The 14,837-nt window shown below is 58.3% G+C and carries 15 protein-coding genes and 1 pseudogene; 6 read left to right on the forward strand and 10 right to left on the reverse strand.

Features of this window, described 5'->3' with window-relative positions; all coding sequences use genetic code 11:
* Window positions 1-415: 415 nt before the first annotated feature.
* The 4 genes from parA to MK6180000_RS15040 all read right to left on the reverse strand — a co-directional run bounded on the left by parA (window position 416) and on the right by MK6180000_RS15040 (window position 5,062).
* A complete protein-coding gene (gene parA, locus MK6180000_RS15025; protein WP_138935466.1) occupies window positions 416-1,051 on the reverse strand; it encodes a ParA family partition ATPase in 636 nt (211 codons plus the stop codon).
* A gap of 373 nt (window positions 1,052-1,424) precedes the next feature.
* Entirely contained in the window at window positions 1,425-2,240 is an 816-nt protein-coding gene (locus MK6180000_RS15030) for a COG4705 family protein (protein WP_138935467.1), read from the reverse strand.
* A 23-nt stretch (window positions 2,241-2,263) separates the two neighbouring features.
* Window positions 2,264-2,908: a hypothetical protein gene (locus MK6180000_RS15035; RefSeq protein ID WP_138935468.1), complete on the reverse strand. Its 645-nt coding sequence runs from the start codon at window positions 2,906-2,908 to the stop codon at window positions 2,264-2,266.
* Window positions 2,909-3,052: 144 nt separating this feature from the next.
* The gene (locus MK6180000_RS15040) at window positions 3,053-5,062 is read right to left on the reverse strand and encodes a bifunctional DedA family/phosphatase PAP2 family protein (protein ID WP_138935469.1); all 2,010 of its coding nucleotides are present in this window, start codon (window positions 5,060-5,062) and stop codon (window positions 3,053-3,055) included.
* Between the two features lie 449 nt (window positions 5,063-5,511).
* Here MK6180000_RS15040 and MK6180000_RS15045 point away from each other — a divergent pair, with 449 nt between their 5' ends.
* From MK6180000_RS15045 to MK6180000_RS15055, 3 genes are all read left to right on the forward strand, one after another.
* On the forward strand, window positions 5,512-5,880 hold the full coding sequence (locus tag MK6180000_RS15045; protein ID WP_171054648.1) for a PepSY domain-containing protein: 369 nt from the start codon (window positions 5,512-5,514) through the stop codon (window positions 5,878-5,880).
* Window positions 5,881-5,949: 69 nt separating this feature from the next.
* Window positions 5,950-6,624 carry a winged helix-turn-helix domain-containing protein gene (locus MK6180000_RS15050; RefSeq protein ID WP_138935471.1) on the forward strand — a complete coding sequence of 225 codons (675 nt, stop codon included), beginning with the start codon at window positions 5,950-5,952 and terminating at the stop codon, window positions 6,622-6,624.
* Window positions 6,621-8,009 carry a sensor histidine kinase gene (locus MK6180000_RS15055; RefSeq protein ID WP_138935472.1) on the forward strand — a complete coding sequence of 463 codons (1,389 nt, stop codon included), beginning with the start codon at window positions 6,621-6,623 and terminating at the stop codon, window positions 8,007-8,009. Before MK6180000_RS15050 ends, MK6180000_RS15055 begins: the two co-directional genes overlap by 4 nt.
* 407 nt (window positions 8,010-8,416) lie before the next feature.
* Here the strand turns inward: MK6180000_RS15055 and MK6180000_RS15060 are convergent, their stop codons facing one another.
* The 6 genes from MK6180000_RS15060 to MK6180000_RS15080 are packed head-to-tail and all read right to left on the reverse strand — an operon-like array spanning window position 8,417 to window position 11,754.
* Window positions 8,417-8,704: a hypothetical protein gene (locus tag MK6180000_RS15060; protein WP_138935473.1), complete on the reverse strand. Its 288-nt coding sequence runs from the start codon at window positions 8,702-8,704 to the stop codon at window positions 8,417-8,419.
* Window positions 8,701-9,399, reverse strand: a complete 699-nt coding sequence (locus MK6180000_RS15065) for a hypothetical protein (protein WP_138935474.1) — start codon at window positions 9,397-9,399, stop codon at window positions 8,701-8,703. The genes MK6180000_RS15060 and MK6180000_RS15065 overlap by 4 nt, the downstream gene beginning before the upstream one ends.
* A 60-nt stretch (window positions 9,400-9,459) precedes the next feature.
* Window positions 9,460-10,875, reverse strand: coding sequence for an APC family permease (locus tag MK6180000_RS15070; RefSeq protein ID WP_246040539.1), 1,416 nt, complete (start codon window positions 10,873-10,875; stop codon window positions 9,460-9,462).
* A 14-nt stretch (window positions 10,876-10,889) separates the two neighbouring features.
* Window positions 10,890-11,057, reverse strand: a complete 168-nt coding sequence (locus tag MK6180000_RS20395; protein WP_171054479.1) for a hypothetical protein — start codon at window positions 11,055-11,057, stop codon at window positions 10,890-10,892.
* Window positions 11,058-11,070: 13 nt separating this feature from the next.
* Window positions 11,071-11,451 (reverse strand): hypothetical protein, encoded by a 381-nt coding sequence (locus tag MK6180000_RS15075; protein WP_138935475.1) that lies wholly within the window; start codon window positions 11,449-11,451, stop codon window positions 11,071-11,073.
* A gap of 12 nt (window positions 11,452-11,463) precedes the next feature.
* Window positions 11,464-11,754 carry a hypothetical protein gene (locus MK6180000_RS15080; protein WP_246040540.1) on the reverse strand — a complete coding sequence of 97 codons (291 nt, stop codon included), beginning with the start codon at window positions 11,752-11,754 and terminating at the stop codon, window positions 11,464-11,466.
* A gap of 559 nt (window positions 11,755-12,313) precedes the next feature.
* On the opposite strand from MK6180000_RS15080, the gene MK6180000_RS15085 reads away from it, so the two are divergent.
* From MK6180000_RS15085 to MK6180000_RS15095, 3 genes and pseudogenes are all read left to right on the forward strand, one after another.
* Window positions 12,314-12,763, forward strand: a complete 450-nt coding sequence (locus MK6180000_RS15085) for a DUF411 domain-containing protein (protein ID WP_138935476.1) — start codon at window positions 12,314-12,316, stop codon at window positions 12,761-12,763.
* Between the two features lie 301 nt (window positions 12,764-13,064).
* Window positions 13,065-14,004 (forward strand): annotated as a pseudogene (locus MK6180000_RS15090) (diacylglycerol/lipid kinase family protein).
* A complete protein-coding gene (locus tag MK6180000_RS15095; RefSeq protein ID WP_138935477.1) occupies window positions 14,001-14,798 on the forward strand; it encodes a metallophosphoesterase family protein in 798 nt (265 codons plus the stop codon). Before MK6180000_RS15090 ends, MK6180000_RS15095 begins: the two are co-directional and overlap by 4 nt.
* Window positions 14,799-14,837 lie beyond the last annotated feature (39 nt).

Consider the following 14,837-nt stretch of genomic DNA (forward strand, 5'->3'; position numbering starts at 1 on the left):
CCTTCTTTGAAAAGCAACTTGAGGGTAAAACTCAGCTGGATTTGGATTAAACATGCTTGCCACGGCAGTGAAACGCGTAATCTAACGATCATGCATCACCCATCGCCATCCAACCACGCTAGCAACCTTAGGTTGTACTGAATGTCGTTCAAGATCAACCCCGTTTGATCAGGCGTCGGTTACTTAGTTTTATAAATGTATTCTAAGTGGGCTTCCGGAACGTTTGAAGTCGGCAGGGCCGGTTTCCAAGACACTAAACGCGACCCAGCTTCCTCGACGATACCGATACGTAACGCCGCCCCCGATTTATAATTAGTGAAGCCCACACTATTCCCGGCACCACCCTTGTACGCTTTTCCATGGAACACCTCAGCAGTTACGCCCCCCAATCAAACCCGATCGGGCAGCCTGAAAACTACGTCGGCAAGTTCGCCAGTATTTCTTGGGTAAGGGCCGCAACTTCTTCCGCCGCAGGGCCCTTAGGCGCTGCGTCCTGCACGCCTTGACCTCGGCCCAAGGTCTCAGCGTAGAGTATTCTATTCGCCAAGGTCGCTTGCGCTAGTCCGGCGTCGATTTTAGCGGCCTCTTCGGCGATCTCAGCGCCTAAACGCGTCCCGACGCGGGTCCGGTTCAAGACGAGCATCGCCGGAGTGCCTGCCCTCCGCGCGAGATCAAGCACACTCTCTGTTGCCCACAAGTCCACGTGGCTGGTTGCCACAGGAACCAGCACCAGCGCGGCTTTGCGCAGCGCCGGTCGCAGATCGCTGTCTGCTTTGGGGGGCGTGTCCACCAGAACAAAATCATACGCATCAGCCAGCTTGCCAGCCTCATAATCGACCCCCCAAGCGGAGGAGGTGGAGAATTCCAAGCCAGGGTCAGACATCAACTCCCGGCGGGTCATGAACCATCGCCCAAGGCTACCCTGAGGATCTGTGTCGATGAGAGCAACACTATGCCCTAACGCCGCAAGAGCTACGGCGAGGTTCGCAGTCAACGTGGTCTTGCCACTGCCGCCCTTTTGCTGTGCAACTGTGATTACCGTGCCGCTCATGTCTACCTCCACCAAGAAGTGCTGCAATGCAGCATTGCACAGGCAGCGACAAATTGCACTAGCCAAACCGCATACGAGAGCGTCCTTCGGGGAGGTGAAGGCTGATTGCATGGCCAGCATTTCAACGACCCGCCAGCTGGATGATTGTCGCTCTGCTGACCCACGCAATCCCGGCTCGCGCAGCAATCGCGATGTACGTGGTAATTCAAGCGCCGCTGAATGACCCTAGATCAGTCCCTTGAAAGAAGTTTAACCAAACTAAGCGTCCACCTCTGAACTGACGCGTCTTTTGCCAGGCCCAACTCTCAAACGAGTTTCGCAAATCGCCAGTAACACGGCTGCGTTTCTCAGCGGAGCTACTGGCGCTGCCTCTCTAACGCTCAGCGAGCGTTTCTTCACCCCGATGGCTCATGGAAATCCACGCCACGATACCGATGATAACCGCAAGAAAAATCGCGCTGGTCAGGATTGTTCCCAGCCCCAGTCCGCCATAATCGGCAGGTTGCGACAGCAGGTCCCCAAAGGATGCGCCCAAAGGCCGGGTAAAGATATAGGCGATCCAGAACGCCCAGATCCCGTCGAGCTTCAGGACGTAGTAGCCGAAGGTAATCGAGGCGATGATCATGCCAAAGAGGATGCCGGTCGCCATATATCCCAGGCCGAAATGCTCGGCCACAAGATCGCCAGCGGCGGTACCCAAAGCGAAGGTGAAGAGGATTGCCAGCCAATAGAACGCTTCGCGACGCGTGGTGAAGATCGAATGGATCGACAGGGTTTTCTCGTACGCGAACCAGACCGCAAAGGTGGCGGCGAGCGCAGAAGTGAAAAAGATCGTCGTTGCCATCAATGACACGCCGAAATTATCGACGAGGTTATCGGTAACGAGGGTGCCCACAATGCTGATCAACACAACCGCGAGCCAATAGGACCACGGAACATAGCGGTGCTGGCGAAACTGCGTTGTCAGCGCGATGCCAAGAATCGCCGCCATCAAAAGCGATGTGGCCGTCAGGCCAAGGCCAAGGTTAACGGCCAGAAAGTCAGCCGCCGTCTCGCCCATGGTCACGGCCATCAATTTAATCAGCCAAAATTCAGTCGTGACGGCCGGAACACGGTTGTGGGCCCGAGTTGATGGTAGCGAGATCCGTGGATTGCCGGAGGCGCTTGCGACGCCGGATACTTGGGTCATAGGATCGTTCCTCAAATTAGGGGTCACTTGCGCATCAGGGCGATGCCCTGAGCGAAAAACTCATCTGCGCGGGCATCATCGTCGGCGTTGCAACGCTCAAGGCCCTTGGACTGAAACGTATCGGCGGTCGCACCATCCGCGCCTGAGAGGTTGGCACTCGCGCGGGCCGCCTTGAAGGTGGTGTGCATCAATTCGCAAGGAAGGGGGCGACCACTTGCGTCGGTGACGTCGGCACCAGCGATCTGGCGGATCGCGCCCAATGCAACATCCCCGCCAGACGGATCGCCCAACTTGGTCTGGAGTATTGTCAGAACCCGGCTTGCCTCGGCGGGATCAGTGGCCTTCGCGCGGAGCGCCGACAGGGCGGCATCTATGGCGCCGTCGACATTGCCCCACGCGGCCGTATTGATCGGGCGCAAGGTTTTTTGCGCCTCATCCCACGCGGTCTCAAGGTCCGTGATCCGCTTTTCAGCGGCGACGAGGTCATCAGACGCGACGATGGATTGCATATCAGCCACGATTGTCTGAAAGGGGGCCATGTCCCCAAGGGACGGGGTGGTTGCCGTGGCAACCGTCTGTGGCGCCGGGGTAGCGGTCATGGAATAGACAGCGCTGAACGCGCCGACCGGAATAGCGATGAGCGCAGCGCTCAGAAGCAGGTTTCTCATGGTCAGTCCTCTCTCGCCGGACGGTCCGGCGGCTTTCGGCGCGAAGGCAAATCCTGCGTCCGAAGGTCTGATCCTAGAGCCCGCAGGCTGCCGGGGCGTGTCGGCCAGATTACATCTGCGCAATCTGTGGCTTGTGAGGGGTGTTTATTGGCTCGCGTCCGGGAGGGAGCGAGCGACCAGCCCTGCGGTCTGCAGGGCGGAGGCGAGATCGACCTTATCACTCGCAGAACGCAAGGGGGCTGCGTCGCTCTCTTGGAGGACGTAAAGTGGATCTTCAGCCATTGCCGATCCAGCGAATTGTACGCTCCCATCCTTTGCCGCGCCCAATTGCCAGAACCGAGCATGCAGGCGCAGACCACCGTGCACTGACGCGGCTTTTGAAAACGCTAGGTCATTGGGATGACTGTCCCAGAAGGTCGGCAGGACCAGCGGATCGGGCACGCTGCCTTCGGTCCAGTCTGCCCAAACTGCTGCCATCAACGTGCCAAGCCCCGGACGCGGTGCGAGGGTCCAGCCCATGCTCTCCATTGAAGAGATCAGATTTCCAACGTCATTAATTTCAAGAATAACGCTCAGGCTCGCCCGAGGCGACCCTGTCAGCGTGTGAGTGCCGAGGGTCAACTCGCCGGACGCCACGGCGTCGGCCATATGTGAGCGGTCTGGTGCGGCAATTACATCGACGGAATTGAGTGGTTCGGTAAGAGTGGATGCCAGTGCAAGCGACACCGCCAACGCGGTAGCAACGCTTGCCGCTGCCCCGCGCCTGCGGTTCGTCGTGACAGCGCGCGCCCGCAGGAAGTCCCGCCGCCACTCACAAAAAGCCACACCCAGCGTTAACCATAAGGCCCCCACCAGCCAGCCGTTTAGGACGTCCGAGAGGTAATGCTCGATCAGATAAACACGGCTGAGACCGATCAGAAATGCCAAAGCGATCGCTGTCATCCCAGCCGACGCTGCGGACAAGTATCTAGTTCGCCACGCCACGTAAAATAGCATGCCCCACACCGCGACTGACGCGGCCGCATGACCGCTTGGAAAGCTGCCGGATGTTTCGATGAAATACCCCAGGGGCGAACGGGGCCGGTCGAAAAAACTCTTGAGCAACGCGACCGTCAGCTGATTGCCAATCGCCGTTAGCACCAGACCGCCTAGCAGGTCATGGCGCCTGAGTAGCAACAATGCCGACCCCGCCCCGACCAGCATAGGCAGAGTGATATGCCAGCCCCCGAGAGCAGTAATCCATCCGAACACCGCTGTTAGGCGCGCGTCCCGCAACGCGAATAGCAGATTTGCAAGTCGCGCATCGGCCTCGGTCACACTGGCGTTGCCGACAAAATCAAACACGGAATCCAGATAGACTCCGAGCAAATATACAAACAGAACCGTAAGCACCGTGCCAGTCAGACCCAAAAACTGTGCGGTTGCGAACCGATTGGCCAGAAACCCTGTCGCCCGCGGAAATCGCTTGGCCAATCGCTGCATACTTGGTTTTGCACGCAGTCCGCTGACCGCAGATTGCATAATCAGCAAGAGCAGAGGCCAGGCACGGCGCAGGCGGCGCTGGAGAAACCAAATGAGCGCCACGATAATAAGTACGCCCGCTCCGAATGCCAAAAAGCGGGGCGCGGCGGCGCCCAACGTTCCGATGGCGCTTCCAAAGAAGTATCCGATGGCTGGCAGACTGAGTGCGTAGGGAACCGCGCTTATGGCGTTCCACATGGTAAAGCGCCGATGGCTCATCCCCGCCATGGCCGCTGAAAACGGCACGAAGGCGGAAAGCGGCCCCAAAAATCGCCCGATGATCATAGCAAATCCGCCATAAGCCGTCAGGAGGTTCTGCGCGCGCATCATATGCGATGATCCGGTCAATCGCTGACGACCCTTCAGACCTTGCGCCGTCAGCCGCCCTAATCGGTAGCTGATTTCGCTACCCAGAACCGCGCCAGCCGCGACGAACCATGCGAGATCGAAAAAATCGATTGTGCCTCGCTGAACCAAGATGCCCCCCGCAATGATCACCAATGCGCCCGGCGCAATCACCCCGGTCAAAATGATTGCCTCGAGCATGGCAAACAGGGCCAATATCCAGTACGTCCAAAGTCCCAAAGATTGCAGCGACGGTAATAACTGATCGAGAGTGTGAGGCAGAGACATTAACTAACTTTCTTGTGGTTCTGTCGCCGCGACGCGCGAGGCGTTCATGTGCCGGCAGGGAGGCTCCGCGCAGCACTAGTGATACAGACGCCGCCGGCCCCATCAAGTGCCGGTTTCCAGATCACAAGTCTTCACGCTACTATCGGTAGCGATGGTGACAACGATGTTTCGCACCGACTTGCCAGAGATCATTTAGCGTGTCGCCCCCACTGTTATGCAACGCTCCTTCCGGCAGGTCCGGCACCGGTCATATACGTTGCGCCTCGCCCGAACGTCACGGCGGGTATACGGATCTGCAATCTCCAATGTTCGCAGTCGTCTTTGTTCATGCGCGGTTTTTGCCGGATTGCAAATCTGTAACCTCACTGTCAGGCGATACCGCGGTGCACCTCTCATCTTGGTTGCAGAGGACGGCATGGTGCCCGTCCCGCAACCCAAGGAGACAAGACATGCAACGCAAGACATTCCCAAATTTCGGCAAGATCGTCCTTCTGAGCGCGGCGCTCGTGACCGGCGGCGTGGCTTTGGCCAATGCCGAGCAGAAATCAGGCGAAGGCAAAGAGAACCAGATGGAGGTGCAAACCTTCCTGGCGTCACCACAATCGCTTGGCCAAGCGATCACGGCAGCCGAGGGTGAAACCGGCGGCAAAGCAATGGACGCTTCCTTCGATCTCGCCAAGGATAACAGCGGCGTCTACGAGGTCGAACTGGTCAAGCCCGACGGCACTCAGGTCGAAGTGATCGTCGATGCCAAGGGCGCCGTTACGGTTCAGGCCATGGTTGACGACCACGATGAAGGCGACAACGACAACGATTAATCCCTATATTGATCGGGGCGGCCCCGGCGGTGCGTTCTGCGCACTGCCGGTTTCCGACGAGAGGATGAAATGAAAATACTCGTGATCGAAGACGACAGGATGACAGGCTCCTACATCGCGGAGGGCCTGCGTGAAGAGGGGCATTCTGTCGATTTGATCGACGATGGCACCGACGGTCTTATTCAGGCCACCGTGGGGTCCTACGACTTGATGATCGTCGACCGGATGCTGCCCGGCCTCGACGGCGTCAGCATCGTCAAAACTCTGCGCGGCGCCAAGAACCGCGTGCCGATCCTATTGCTGACTGCGCTCGGAGGTGTTGATGATCGCATCGAGGGTCTGAATTCAGGCGGTGACGACTATCTGGTCAAGCCCTTCGCGTTCGGGGAACTCAGTGCGCGTGTCGCAGCGCTTGGGCGCAGGCCACAAATGAGCGACGAGCCAACCTTTCTTCGCATCCGTGATCTTGAAATAAACCTGCTGACGCGCAAAGTGACCCGCGCAGGACAGGTGATCGACCTCCTGCCGAGGGAATTCGCGCTGCTAGAGCAACTGACCCGCCGCAAAGGGCGCATCCTGACGCGAACCATGCTGCTTGAGGCGGTTTGGGACATCCACTTCGATCCGCAGACAAATGTTGTGGAAACCCACATCAGCCGCCTGCGGGCAAAGGTGGACAAACCTTTCGATAGTGAGCTGATCCATACCGTTCGCGGATCGGGGTACCGGATCAACGCGGAATGAAAGCGCCCCTCTCTGCCTTGCGCCGCTCGACCCCGCTTAGACTGACGGCAGTTTTGATCGGCATTTTCATGCTGTCCTCGCTGCTCACTTTCTCTGTGGCCTATCTGGTGATCCGCAACAATTTCGACACCAGCCTAGAAGACCAGATCGAACTGGCGATGGACAGCTACGATGCCATCAAGAGCCCTGCTGACCTGCGCGCACGGCTTGTCGCGGATGCGGCCTCGACCGATTCCGATGCAATGATCCTGTACTACCTTTCCGATACCGGCCGCTTGATCTCGAATGTTGATCGGATGCCTGCGGTCGATGATTTCACGATAATTTCGGATACAGCAATCGACGGCGATGACCTTGCCGACAGTTATCGTGCGGCCGGTGAGCGCATCGGTGCAGGCTACCTAATTTTTGCCGTTTCGCGTGAGCCAATCATAGAAATGGGCGAGATATTTTTAAGCATTTTTCTGATAGGCCTGTTGCCGACGCTGGCCCTTGCCTCGGCCTTCGGACGGCTTGCAGCGGGCCGCGTTCAGGTTCGGATCGACGCCATTCGCTCTGTTCTTGGGCAACTCACCGCAGGAAACCTGTCGGCCAGGACCGAAGCCGTCGACGGCGATATTGATGATTTGGCCCAGATCGGCCGCGCTGTGAACCATATGGCAGCGGCGCAGCAAGCGTCTGTTGCATCGCTCAAACAGATCTCGACCGATATCGCCCACGATCTTAAAACACCGATTCAGCGGGTGTCGGTACTGCTCGACAGGTTAGAGAAAAAGACGCACTTGTCAGAGGATCAAAAGGCAATCGTTGATGCGGCGCTGGATGAAACGGACCGAATGGTCAAAACGTTTCATGCCCTTCTGCAGATCGCGCAGATCGAAGGCGGCAGCGTGCGCGACAGGTTTGAGCAGATGGACTTGCGCGAAATCGTGGAGACTTTTGCTGATGTTTACGGGCCTTCTGCGGATGAAACAGGCCATCGGCTGTCAGTGCAGATTGACGGAACCAGCGCATATTCAGTTCGCGGTGATCGGCATCTTCTGGGGCAAGTGCTGGCCAATCTGATTGAAAACGCACTGAGGCATGTCCCGGCGGGCGGGATTTTTAACGTGGCATTGAGCGAGGCAAATCAAGCAGTCATTATGTCAGTCGCCGACAACGGACCCGGTATTCCGCCCGGCGAGCGCAGTAACGTCCTGCGCCGTCTCTACCGTCTGGAAAGGAGCCGCACGACACCAGGCAACGGACTTGGCCTTAGCCTCGTTGCTGCAATCTGCGAGCTGCATGGCGCGGTACTGGAGCTGGCAGACAATGCGCCAGGATTACTTGTTCGCATCCGCTTCCCGCTGGCGCCAATGAACGAAAGGGCCATGGGCAAGGGGTGATAGCACGCCATCGCCGAACAATTCAGAGCCTTCGGTTCCCAATCGCTCTTTGGGCTTGGTCCGACCAAGATGAAGTTGCCAATCCTAACCAAAAGCTATCTGTTCATGTAGGCGATTGTGCACCAAGGGGCCGCGATCAGCGTCCTAGAAATATTTCGCGATTGGTTACTAAAGCTACTCACAAATTTTAGGTCGCATGGAAAATCGAAAAGCCAGATTGCAGCCTGCGGCGAAGTTATGTTCCGCAAACCCATTAAAAGCGTCGCTAGCTAAAGCAAACCAAATCCAGATAAATACCGGGAGAAACCGTTCCAGAATGTCGAGCGCACAGAACCTGGCGTCGGCCTATATATCGCGCCCGCGCGCTCGCGCCAACGCACGATTTCCGCCAGAATTCGCGGTGCCGCTTAACCAGTGCGCCCGCTGGCCGCCCAGACTGCATGGCGGACACGGGCGGTTTTGTACGCGTCGTATATCGCCATCGCATAGACAAACAGGCCGCCCGACAGTTTGCCCACTATGGACACGTCCGCCGCAGCGGTTTGGAGCGTGAATCCGCCCAGCAGCAGGATGAAGAATACAAACACCAGCCCGCGAACGGGCTGCCGGTTTAGCACCTGCCCTGAGGCTGGCAAGACAATGGCCGAGGCCAGAACGAGATGCGGGTTTGGCGCGGGGCGAGACACAGTACTCATGCCCGCAACTCTTGCACCTCGATCGCGGCGACGTCCAGGACATCCGCGCGCAGTGCAATTAGCTGGTCAAGCTTAGGCTTCAGCAGGTCCAGCGCTAGCGGCGTGGCGCCCATCTCCGCGTCGCGATAGATCAGATAGCGGCTGCGCTGCGCCTCTTCGGCCAGAAACACTATTCGCACGCCCTTGGGCGATATCACCAGCTCCTTAACCTTTGGATCGTCAAAGATATGCAGATGCGCGCGCACCAAGTCCTCGGGCGGCATGTGGGCGCGGCTGTCAGTGCGGATTGCGCAATCTTCGGGGAAATCATCGGGCGAGTCCAACTGGTGCGTTAGCGTGTGAAAGCGCGAAAACGGCTCTATCCCGGTCGGGCGGATCATCAGGTTCATCGTGGCACCCACTGGCAGCGGGCCGGGCAACGTTACCAGCACCCAGAGCGCAGGCAGCTTGCGAAAGGTCAACGTGTCGGGCAGCACTTGGACATCCGCCTCGACCCCGCGGTAATGCCCGCCCAGCCGGGCAAATCCGCTGCCGCCGCACCCCATACGCGGCGCGCCAAGCAGTGCGCGACAGACATCCAGATACCCGGTGCGCTGCGCATGACGCTCGGCCGAGGCGCGGCGTAGGTGCCGGAATAGCAGCACCAATAGCACCGCGGCCCCTACCAAAATCGCGCCTGTGATAAATCGGTCCATCGTTTCTCCGGGCCAAAAATGTCCGGCCCGCCGAATGGGCGGGCCGGTTTTCCGTCTGTATCAGTAGCCGCGCGGCCTAGGCCAAGGCATCGTGAACTGCGCTGCCCGGCGCACAAACCGGTATCGCCAGAAATGGAACCAGAGCGACACGATGATGTAGAATGACAGCATCGCCACTAATTGCGAGCCATAGCCGAGGAATACGGCAAAGAACGTCACCCCGCACAAGCACAGTAGAATGATTGCCGGGATCGGGTGGAACGGATGCTCATATCCGCGCTTGATCGTGTCCAGTGGCCATTTGCGACGAAACAGGATCACGTTCAGCGGCATGAAGGTATAGCCCAAAAGGCCCGACAGGATGGAGAAGGTGATAACCTGATCCAAAGGTGCGCCCAGTGCAAAAACCAGCGCGATCGGCACGAGAAAGATGATCGACCGATAAGGCGTGCGGAATTTAGGATGCACCGCACCGAACCAATCCGGCAGATAGTGATCGCGCCCCATGGCGAACCATGCGCGGCTGGCATCGTTGATACAGCCATTGGCCGAGGCCAGCGTTGCAAACATTGTGCCAATACCCAAAAGCACCATCAGCGTCATCGAACCCGACAGTCGCGCCGCGTCAAAGAGCGGAACGCCCGCTTGGCCCAGATACTCCCACGGCATCAGGCCGACACAGACATACCATGTCAAACTTGCCGCGATCAGCAGCGTCATGATGCCCGCCAGCGTGCCGAAGGGCAGCGAGCGCGCGGGCGACCGGACCTCTTCTGCCGCCTGGCAAGTGCCTTCGATTCCGAGGTAGTACCACAGGCCGAAATGCATCGCCGCCAAAACACCAAGCCAGCCGTACGGCAGGTCAGTCATCAACTCGACATGACGCAGCGGGCTGTCGGACATGAACACCGCCGTGGACAAAAAGAGTGCGATGATCGCGCAAAAGGCGAACGCCGTTATGACCAGACTGAAGGTCAGCGTCGCCAGAACACCGCGGTAGTTCAGCCAAGCCAGAAACATGATCGACAGAATAATGAAGGGCCTCTCATCGAGGCCGTCATGCCCGGTCATTCCGGCCACCGTATCTATCAAAAAGCCAAAGGTGATCGCATTCGCCGCCTCCAGCATCGTATAGGCAAACACCAGATAGAGGCCGACATTGAAGGCCATTAGCGGGCCGACAATATGCTTGGCCTGCGTGTACTGACCGCCGGCTGCGGCGACAGTCGATGTCACCTCGCTGTCGATCATGGCGACGCAGGAATAGAGTATCCCGGCGAACCAGCACGCGAGCAGTGCGGCATAGGCGCCGCCCTTGCCGACGGCAAAGTTCCAGCCCATGTATTCGCCCACGAGGACAATTCCTACACCAAGGCCCCAGATATGCGCCGGCCCCAAAACCCGCGCCAGACCCAGCTTGGTCCCCTTGGGGCCCATTCCATCCATCTGCGTGGATGTGATATCCGTATCAGACATCTTTTTCTCCCCGTTCAGAGTTTGCGTTCTTCGGTCATCGCTTCAAGCTCGCCTTCGCGCGAGGACATCAGCTCTTCTTCGCTGTAGGTGCTGTCGGTCTTTATCCAATCGATGACGATATAAAGCCCGAAGACGATCGAAAGACCCCAGGCGGCGTACTCCATGACATTCCAGATATCCATGTTCAGTCCCTGCTCATTTGTCGCCGAATTTTTCGGAAATTACGTCGGTATATTCCTTGCCGGAGAACCGCAGCACGATCGCGTAATAGCCAACGACCACGACGATCATCACCAAAAGGCTGAGGATCGAGAACGAGTAATCGAAGCGCGCCGTGATCATCTCCGCCGCGTCGGCGGCATTGGCATAGCCAAGCTCGTTCCATTTTTCGACCATGGTGGGGTTTTGCCCCAAACTCTCCCATGTGGGGTTGTCCGGCACGTTCGATGTCTGTGCGCTGCCGGCCAGGTTCATGAACAGCGGCACATAAAGCGCGCCAACCGCCAAAACCAGCAGCACGATCACGTCGAAGATCTGGCTTATCTTGCTTTGGACGGGGGGAATGTAGTCTGCCATATCCGTGTCCTCTCAGCGTTTTTTCTGGGCACGGGCGAGATCAAGAAACTTGATATCCAGCCCGTACATGAAATCGCGATCCTCGAGGTAATGACGCAGCATCGCTACGATTGCGGCGGTGTTGAGCACCAGAATAGTCGCGCCGCCGATCAGCAGGACGATACGTGCCGTGCTGCTGGGCGCGAGGTTCCAGGTGGCCAGCGCGACAAAGATGATGGCCAGCCAAAGGCCGACGACGAAGGCCCACGCAACGGCGGTATCTCGACCGTGCATCTTTTTGATGCGTTCGGTTAATTCGGGCATTGAACTCTCCTGTTGGCTGTAAGCTGAGGCGCTCTTGTGAATGGCGCCGTTTATTGACAGTAAAAACTTTGCCCTGTCAGGAACGCACAGACTGCGACTTTATGTCAAGCTTGACAAATCCGGGCGCAGACAGTCGAGGAGACTGTTCGCATAGGCGCGAGACGTTCTTCACCGCTGAAATCTACATTTTTCAGTTATCCCGCGAGCGTTCCACCGCGCCGGACCGAACCAAATTAATCCCGGAACAAAACGTCAGTCGGACAGCTTCTCTGACGTTTCCGCGCCCCTTTTCAGCGCTCTCAATCCGATCTGAGGCCGACTCTGGATCACGGATGATGGCGACGCGTGTTCGGCCGCTTTGAAATTCTGTGGTACGCGGGCCTGACGTCGATGTGTGGTGACACCAAGAGAGGCAGATCTAGTAACCGGTCATGTTTCGCCATGCTGTGAATGACTGAAACTTGAAGCTTAAAAACTCACGGTACCGATACTGGGAATCGTATCGACTGCGCCCTATGTTTAGCCCTAACAAAGCGCAAGACATAAAGGACAGAGATCCATGAACCTGAAACAACTTGGTATGGCCGCCTTGTTCGCGGGTATCGCGACATCTTCGGGTGCCCAAACCGCGATGTCCGTCGCGAAGGACGCAAACTGCGGCTGCTGCGCGTCTTGGGCTACTATCATGGAACGGGAGGGCTACGCCGTGGCAATCGAAAATACCTCCTACGAGGCCTTGGAGGCGCTGAAGGCTGCGCGCGGCGTGCCCGCAGCCATGGCCGGATGCCACACCGCAACCGTCGAGGGTTACACAATTGAGGGACACGTTCCTGCTGCGGATATCGCCCGCCTGCTGGCGGAGCGCCCGGACGCGATCGGATTAGCTGTGCCGGGGATGCCTATGGGATCGCCGGGCATGGGGCCGGAAACAAAGCGCGACGCATATGACGTTATCCTCATCAAGGCAGACGGCAAGACTGAGGTCTTTGCATCCTACCCTGCCCGTTAGACTCGAGGGGGGGGGTCGTGGGATATGATGCGCGGGCTTTAGACGCTCTGTCTGAAATGCTGCCCGTGCCTGTGGTGAGACGTCATTGGACGGCTCGCCCACATTTTCATCTGCGCCTACTCCAAAAATCAAGTTCAGGATGTGCGTTCCAACAGCGGGGATGGAGGCGTATTGGCTAGGCGGCGGCGCCAAAGTCCATGGTTATCGTTTCGACGCAAAGTTTGGCTCCTGTAACGGTGGAACATCAGGCCCCCTGCGCAGTTGAGCACCGAGGACGGCGCAGCGACAACAGGATTATCCGATGACGCAAGATACCAGCGAACATATCTCTGCGCGCATTTGCGTGTTGCTGAACGGAGGTTCGGGCAAGACCGACGCAGAGGAGATCGCCGTAGCGATACGCAGTAATCTGTCCGCCATCGCCCGAAATTACGAGGTGTGGGTCCTTAACCATGACGACGATATCGCCTCATCTGCGCGAGCAGCCTTAGACGAAGGGTTCGAAGTCATTGTCGCAGCGGGCGGCGATGGCACCATTGCCGCAGTCGCAAGCGCACTGCGCGGGGGGGGAAGCCAGCCTCGGTATCATTCCGCTAGGCACGTTCAACTACTTCGCCCGCTCGCTAGACGTGCCCACCGACATCGCCAGCGCAGTCCGGCTATTGGGACGCGGCGTGCGGAGGCCCCTGCGGGTGGGCGACATCAACGGGCGCATTTTTCTAAACAATGCCAGCCTTGGCGCCTACCCCAGCATCCTACGCACGCGCGAGCAAACGTACCGCAAATGGGGCCGCAGCCGCATCGCCGCATACTGGTCAGTTCTGGTGACGCTGGCGACACTGCGCCGCCCGCTCAAGCTAACGATCGAGGCAAACGGGGAACGTATCCAGAGGCGCACGCCCCTCGCCTTCGCGGTCAACAATGCTTTCCAGTTGGACCAGATGGGCCTGGAGGGCCGTGAGCATATAGCAAATGGGCGTCTGGCGCTTTTCATTTCGCCTGATACCGGACGGTGGGGCATGCTACGAAGTGCGCTGGCACTGGCCATGGGTCGCGCTCAGCGAGACGTGGACTTCGATATGATCGCTGCGGACAGCATCCGCATTGAAACGCACCGACGCTCTTGTGACGTCGCCTGCGACGGCGAGCGCGGTCGCATGCGCGCGCCGCTGGAACTGAAGGTAGTTCAGGACGCCCTCACCGTAATCGTCCCACCTGAACGGCAGGAGGATACGCGGTGAGGCGCGTCGTTCACCTGTCTGACTTGCATTTTGGCCGCGACCGGCCCGAGCTGCTGGCACCGCTAATCACAGCGGTAAACGCGCTCGAACCCGATCTGGTGGCGATCTCGGGGGACCTGACCCAGCGCGCTAAATCTGTGCAGTTTCGCGCCGCGCTTGCGTTTTTGGAGTGCCTTCAGGCGCCAGTGCTTGTGGTGCCCGGAAATCACGATATCCCGCTGCACAATCCATTTGCGCGAATCGTGCGGCCATGGCGGCAATATCGCAGCCACATCTCGCCCCAATTAGAGCCTAGCTTCAGGGATGACGAGCTCATCGTGCTCGGCATAAATACCGTCAATCGCTTTACCCATCAAAGCGGCCGGGTGTCGCTCCGGGCGCTCGCGCGTATCGAACGCGCGCTGGACGGTGCCAAGAGGCGCACCTGCCTGATCATTGCGCATCATCCGCTCGAACAACTGGTGACTGACCGCAAGAGGCCAACGCGCGGCGCGGAACGCGCCAAGGATATGCTGGCACAGATCGGTGTCGACGCAGTCTTGTCGGGTCATCTGCACAGTTGGCGCGCAGAACCTTACGCGCACACTGACGGGCGCAATACTGTTCTACAGATTCATGCGGGTACTGGCCTGTCGACGCGCCAGCGCGGCGAGGAAAACGATTTTAACCTGCTCGACATTGACGTTGGCTCCATCACTGTCACCCGGCACACCGCAAGCGCAGAAACCGAAAGCTTTGTTCAGTCCCAGACCCGGCGCTTCATCCTCGGGGATGGTGGCTGGAGCTTGGTGTAGCAAAGGGTCAGCCTACGATCTACATTTGGAAAATCTCGC

The sequence above is a fragment of the Roseovarius arcticus genome (assembly GCF_006125015.1).
Lineage (GTDB): Bacteria > Pseudomonadota > Alphaproteobacteria > Rhodobacterales > Rhodobacteraceae > Roseovarius > Roseovarius arcticus.

Bases quoted from the DNA above. Each gene is read 5' to 3' on its own strand.
- parA (WP_138935466.1), bottom strand. From the start codon at position 1,051: ATGAGCGGCACGGTAATCACAGTTGCACAGCAAAAGGGCGGCAGTGGC.
- MK6180000_RS15030 (WP_138935467.1), bottom strand. From the start codon at position 2,240: ATGACCCAAGTATCCGGCGTCGCAAGCGCCTCCGGCAATCCACGGATC.
- MK6180000_RS15035 (WP_138935468.1), bottom strand. From the start codon at position 2,908: ATGAGAAACCTGCTTCTGAGCGCTGCGCTCATCGCTATTCCGGTCGGC.
- MK6180000_RS15040 (WP_138935469.1), bottom strand. From the start codon at position 5,062: ATGTCTCTGCCTCACACTCTCGATCAGTTATTACCGTCGCTGCAATCT.
- MK6180000_RS15045 (WP_171054648.1), top strand. From the start codon at position 5,512: ATGCAACGCAAGACATTCCCAAATTTCGGCAAGATCGTCCTTCTGAGC.
- MK6180000_RS15050 (WP_138935471.1), top strand. From the start codon at position 5,950: ATGAAAATACTCGTGATCGAAGACGACAGGATGACAGGCTCCTACATC.
- MK6180000_RS15055 (WP_138935472.1), top strand. From the start codon at position 6,621: ATGAAAGCGCCCCTCTCTGCCTTGCGCCGCTCGACCCCGCTTAGACTG.
- MK6180000_RS15060 (WP_138935473.1), bottom strand. From the start codon at position 8,704: ATGAGTACTGTGTCTCGCCCCGCGCCAAACCCGCATCTCGTTCTGGCC.
- MK6180000_RS15065 (WP_138935474.1), bottom strand. From the start codon at position 9,399: ATGGACCGATTTATCACAGGCGCGATTTTGGTAGGGGCCGCGGTGCTA.
- MK6180000_RS15070 (WP_246040539.1), bottom strand. From the start codon at position 10,875: ATGTCTGATACGGATATCACATCCACGCAGATGGATGGAATGGGCCCC.
- MK6180000_RS20395 (WP_171054479.1), bottom strand. From the start codon at position 11,057: ATGGATATCTGGAATGTCATGGAGTACGCCGCCTGGGGTCTTTCGATC.
- MK6180000_RS15075 (WP_138935475.1), bottom strand. From the start codon at position 11,451: ATGGCAGACTACATTCCCCCCGTCCAAAGCAAGATAAGCCAGATCTTC.
- MK6180000_RS15080 (WP_246040540.1), bottom strand. From the start codon at position 11,754: ATGCCCGAATTAACCGAACGCATCAAAAAGATGCACGGTCGAGATACC.
- MK6180000_RS15085 (WP_138935476.1), top strand. From the start codon at position 12,314: ATGAACCTGAAACAACTTGGTATGGCCGCCTTGTTCGCGGGTATCGCG.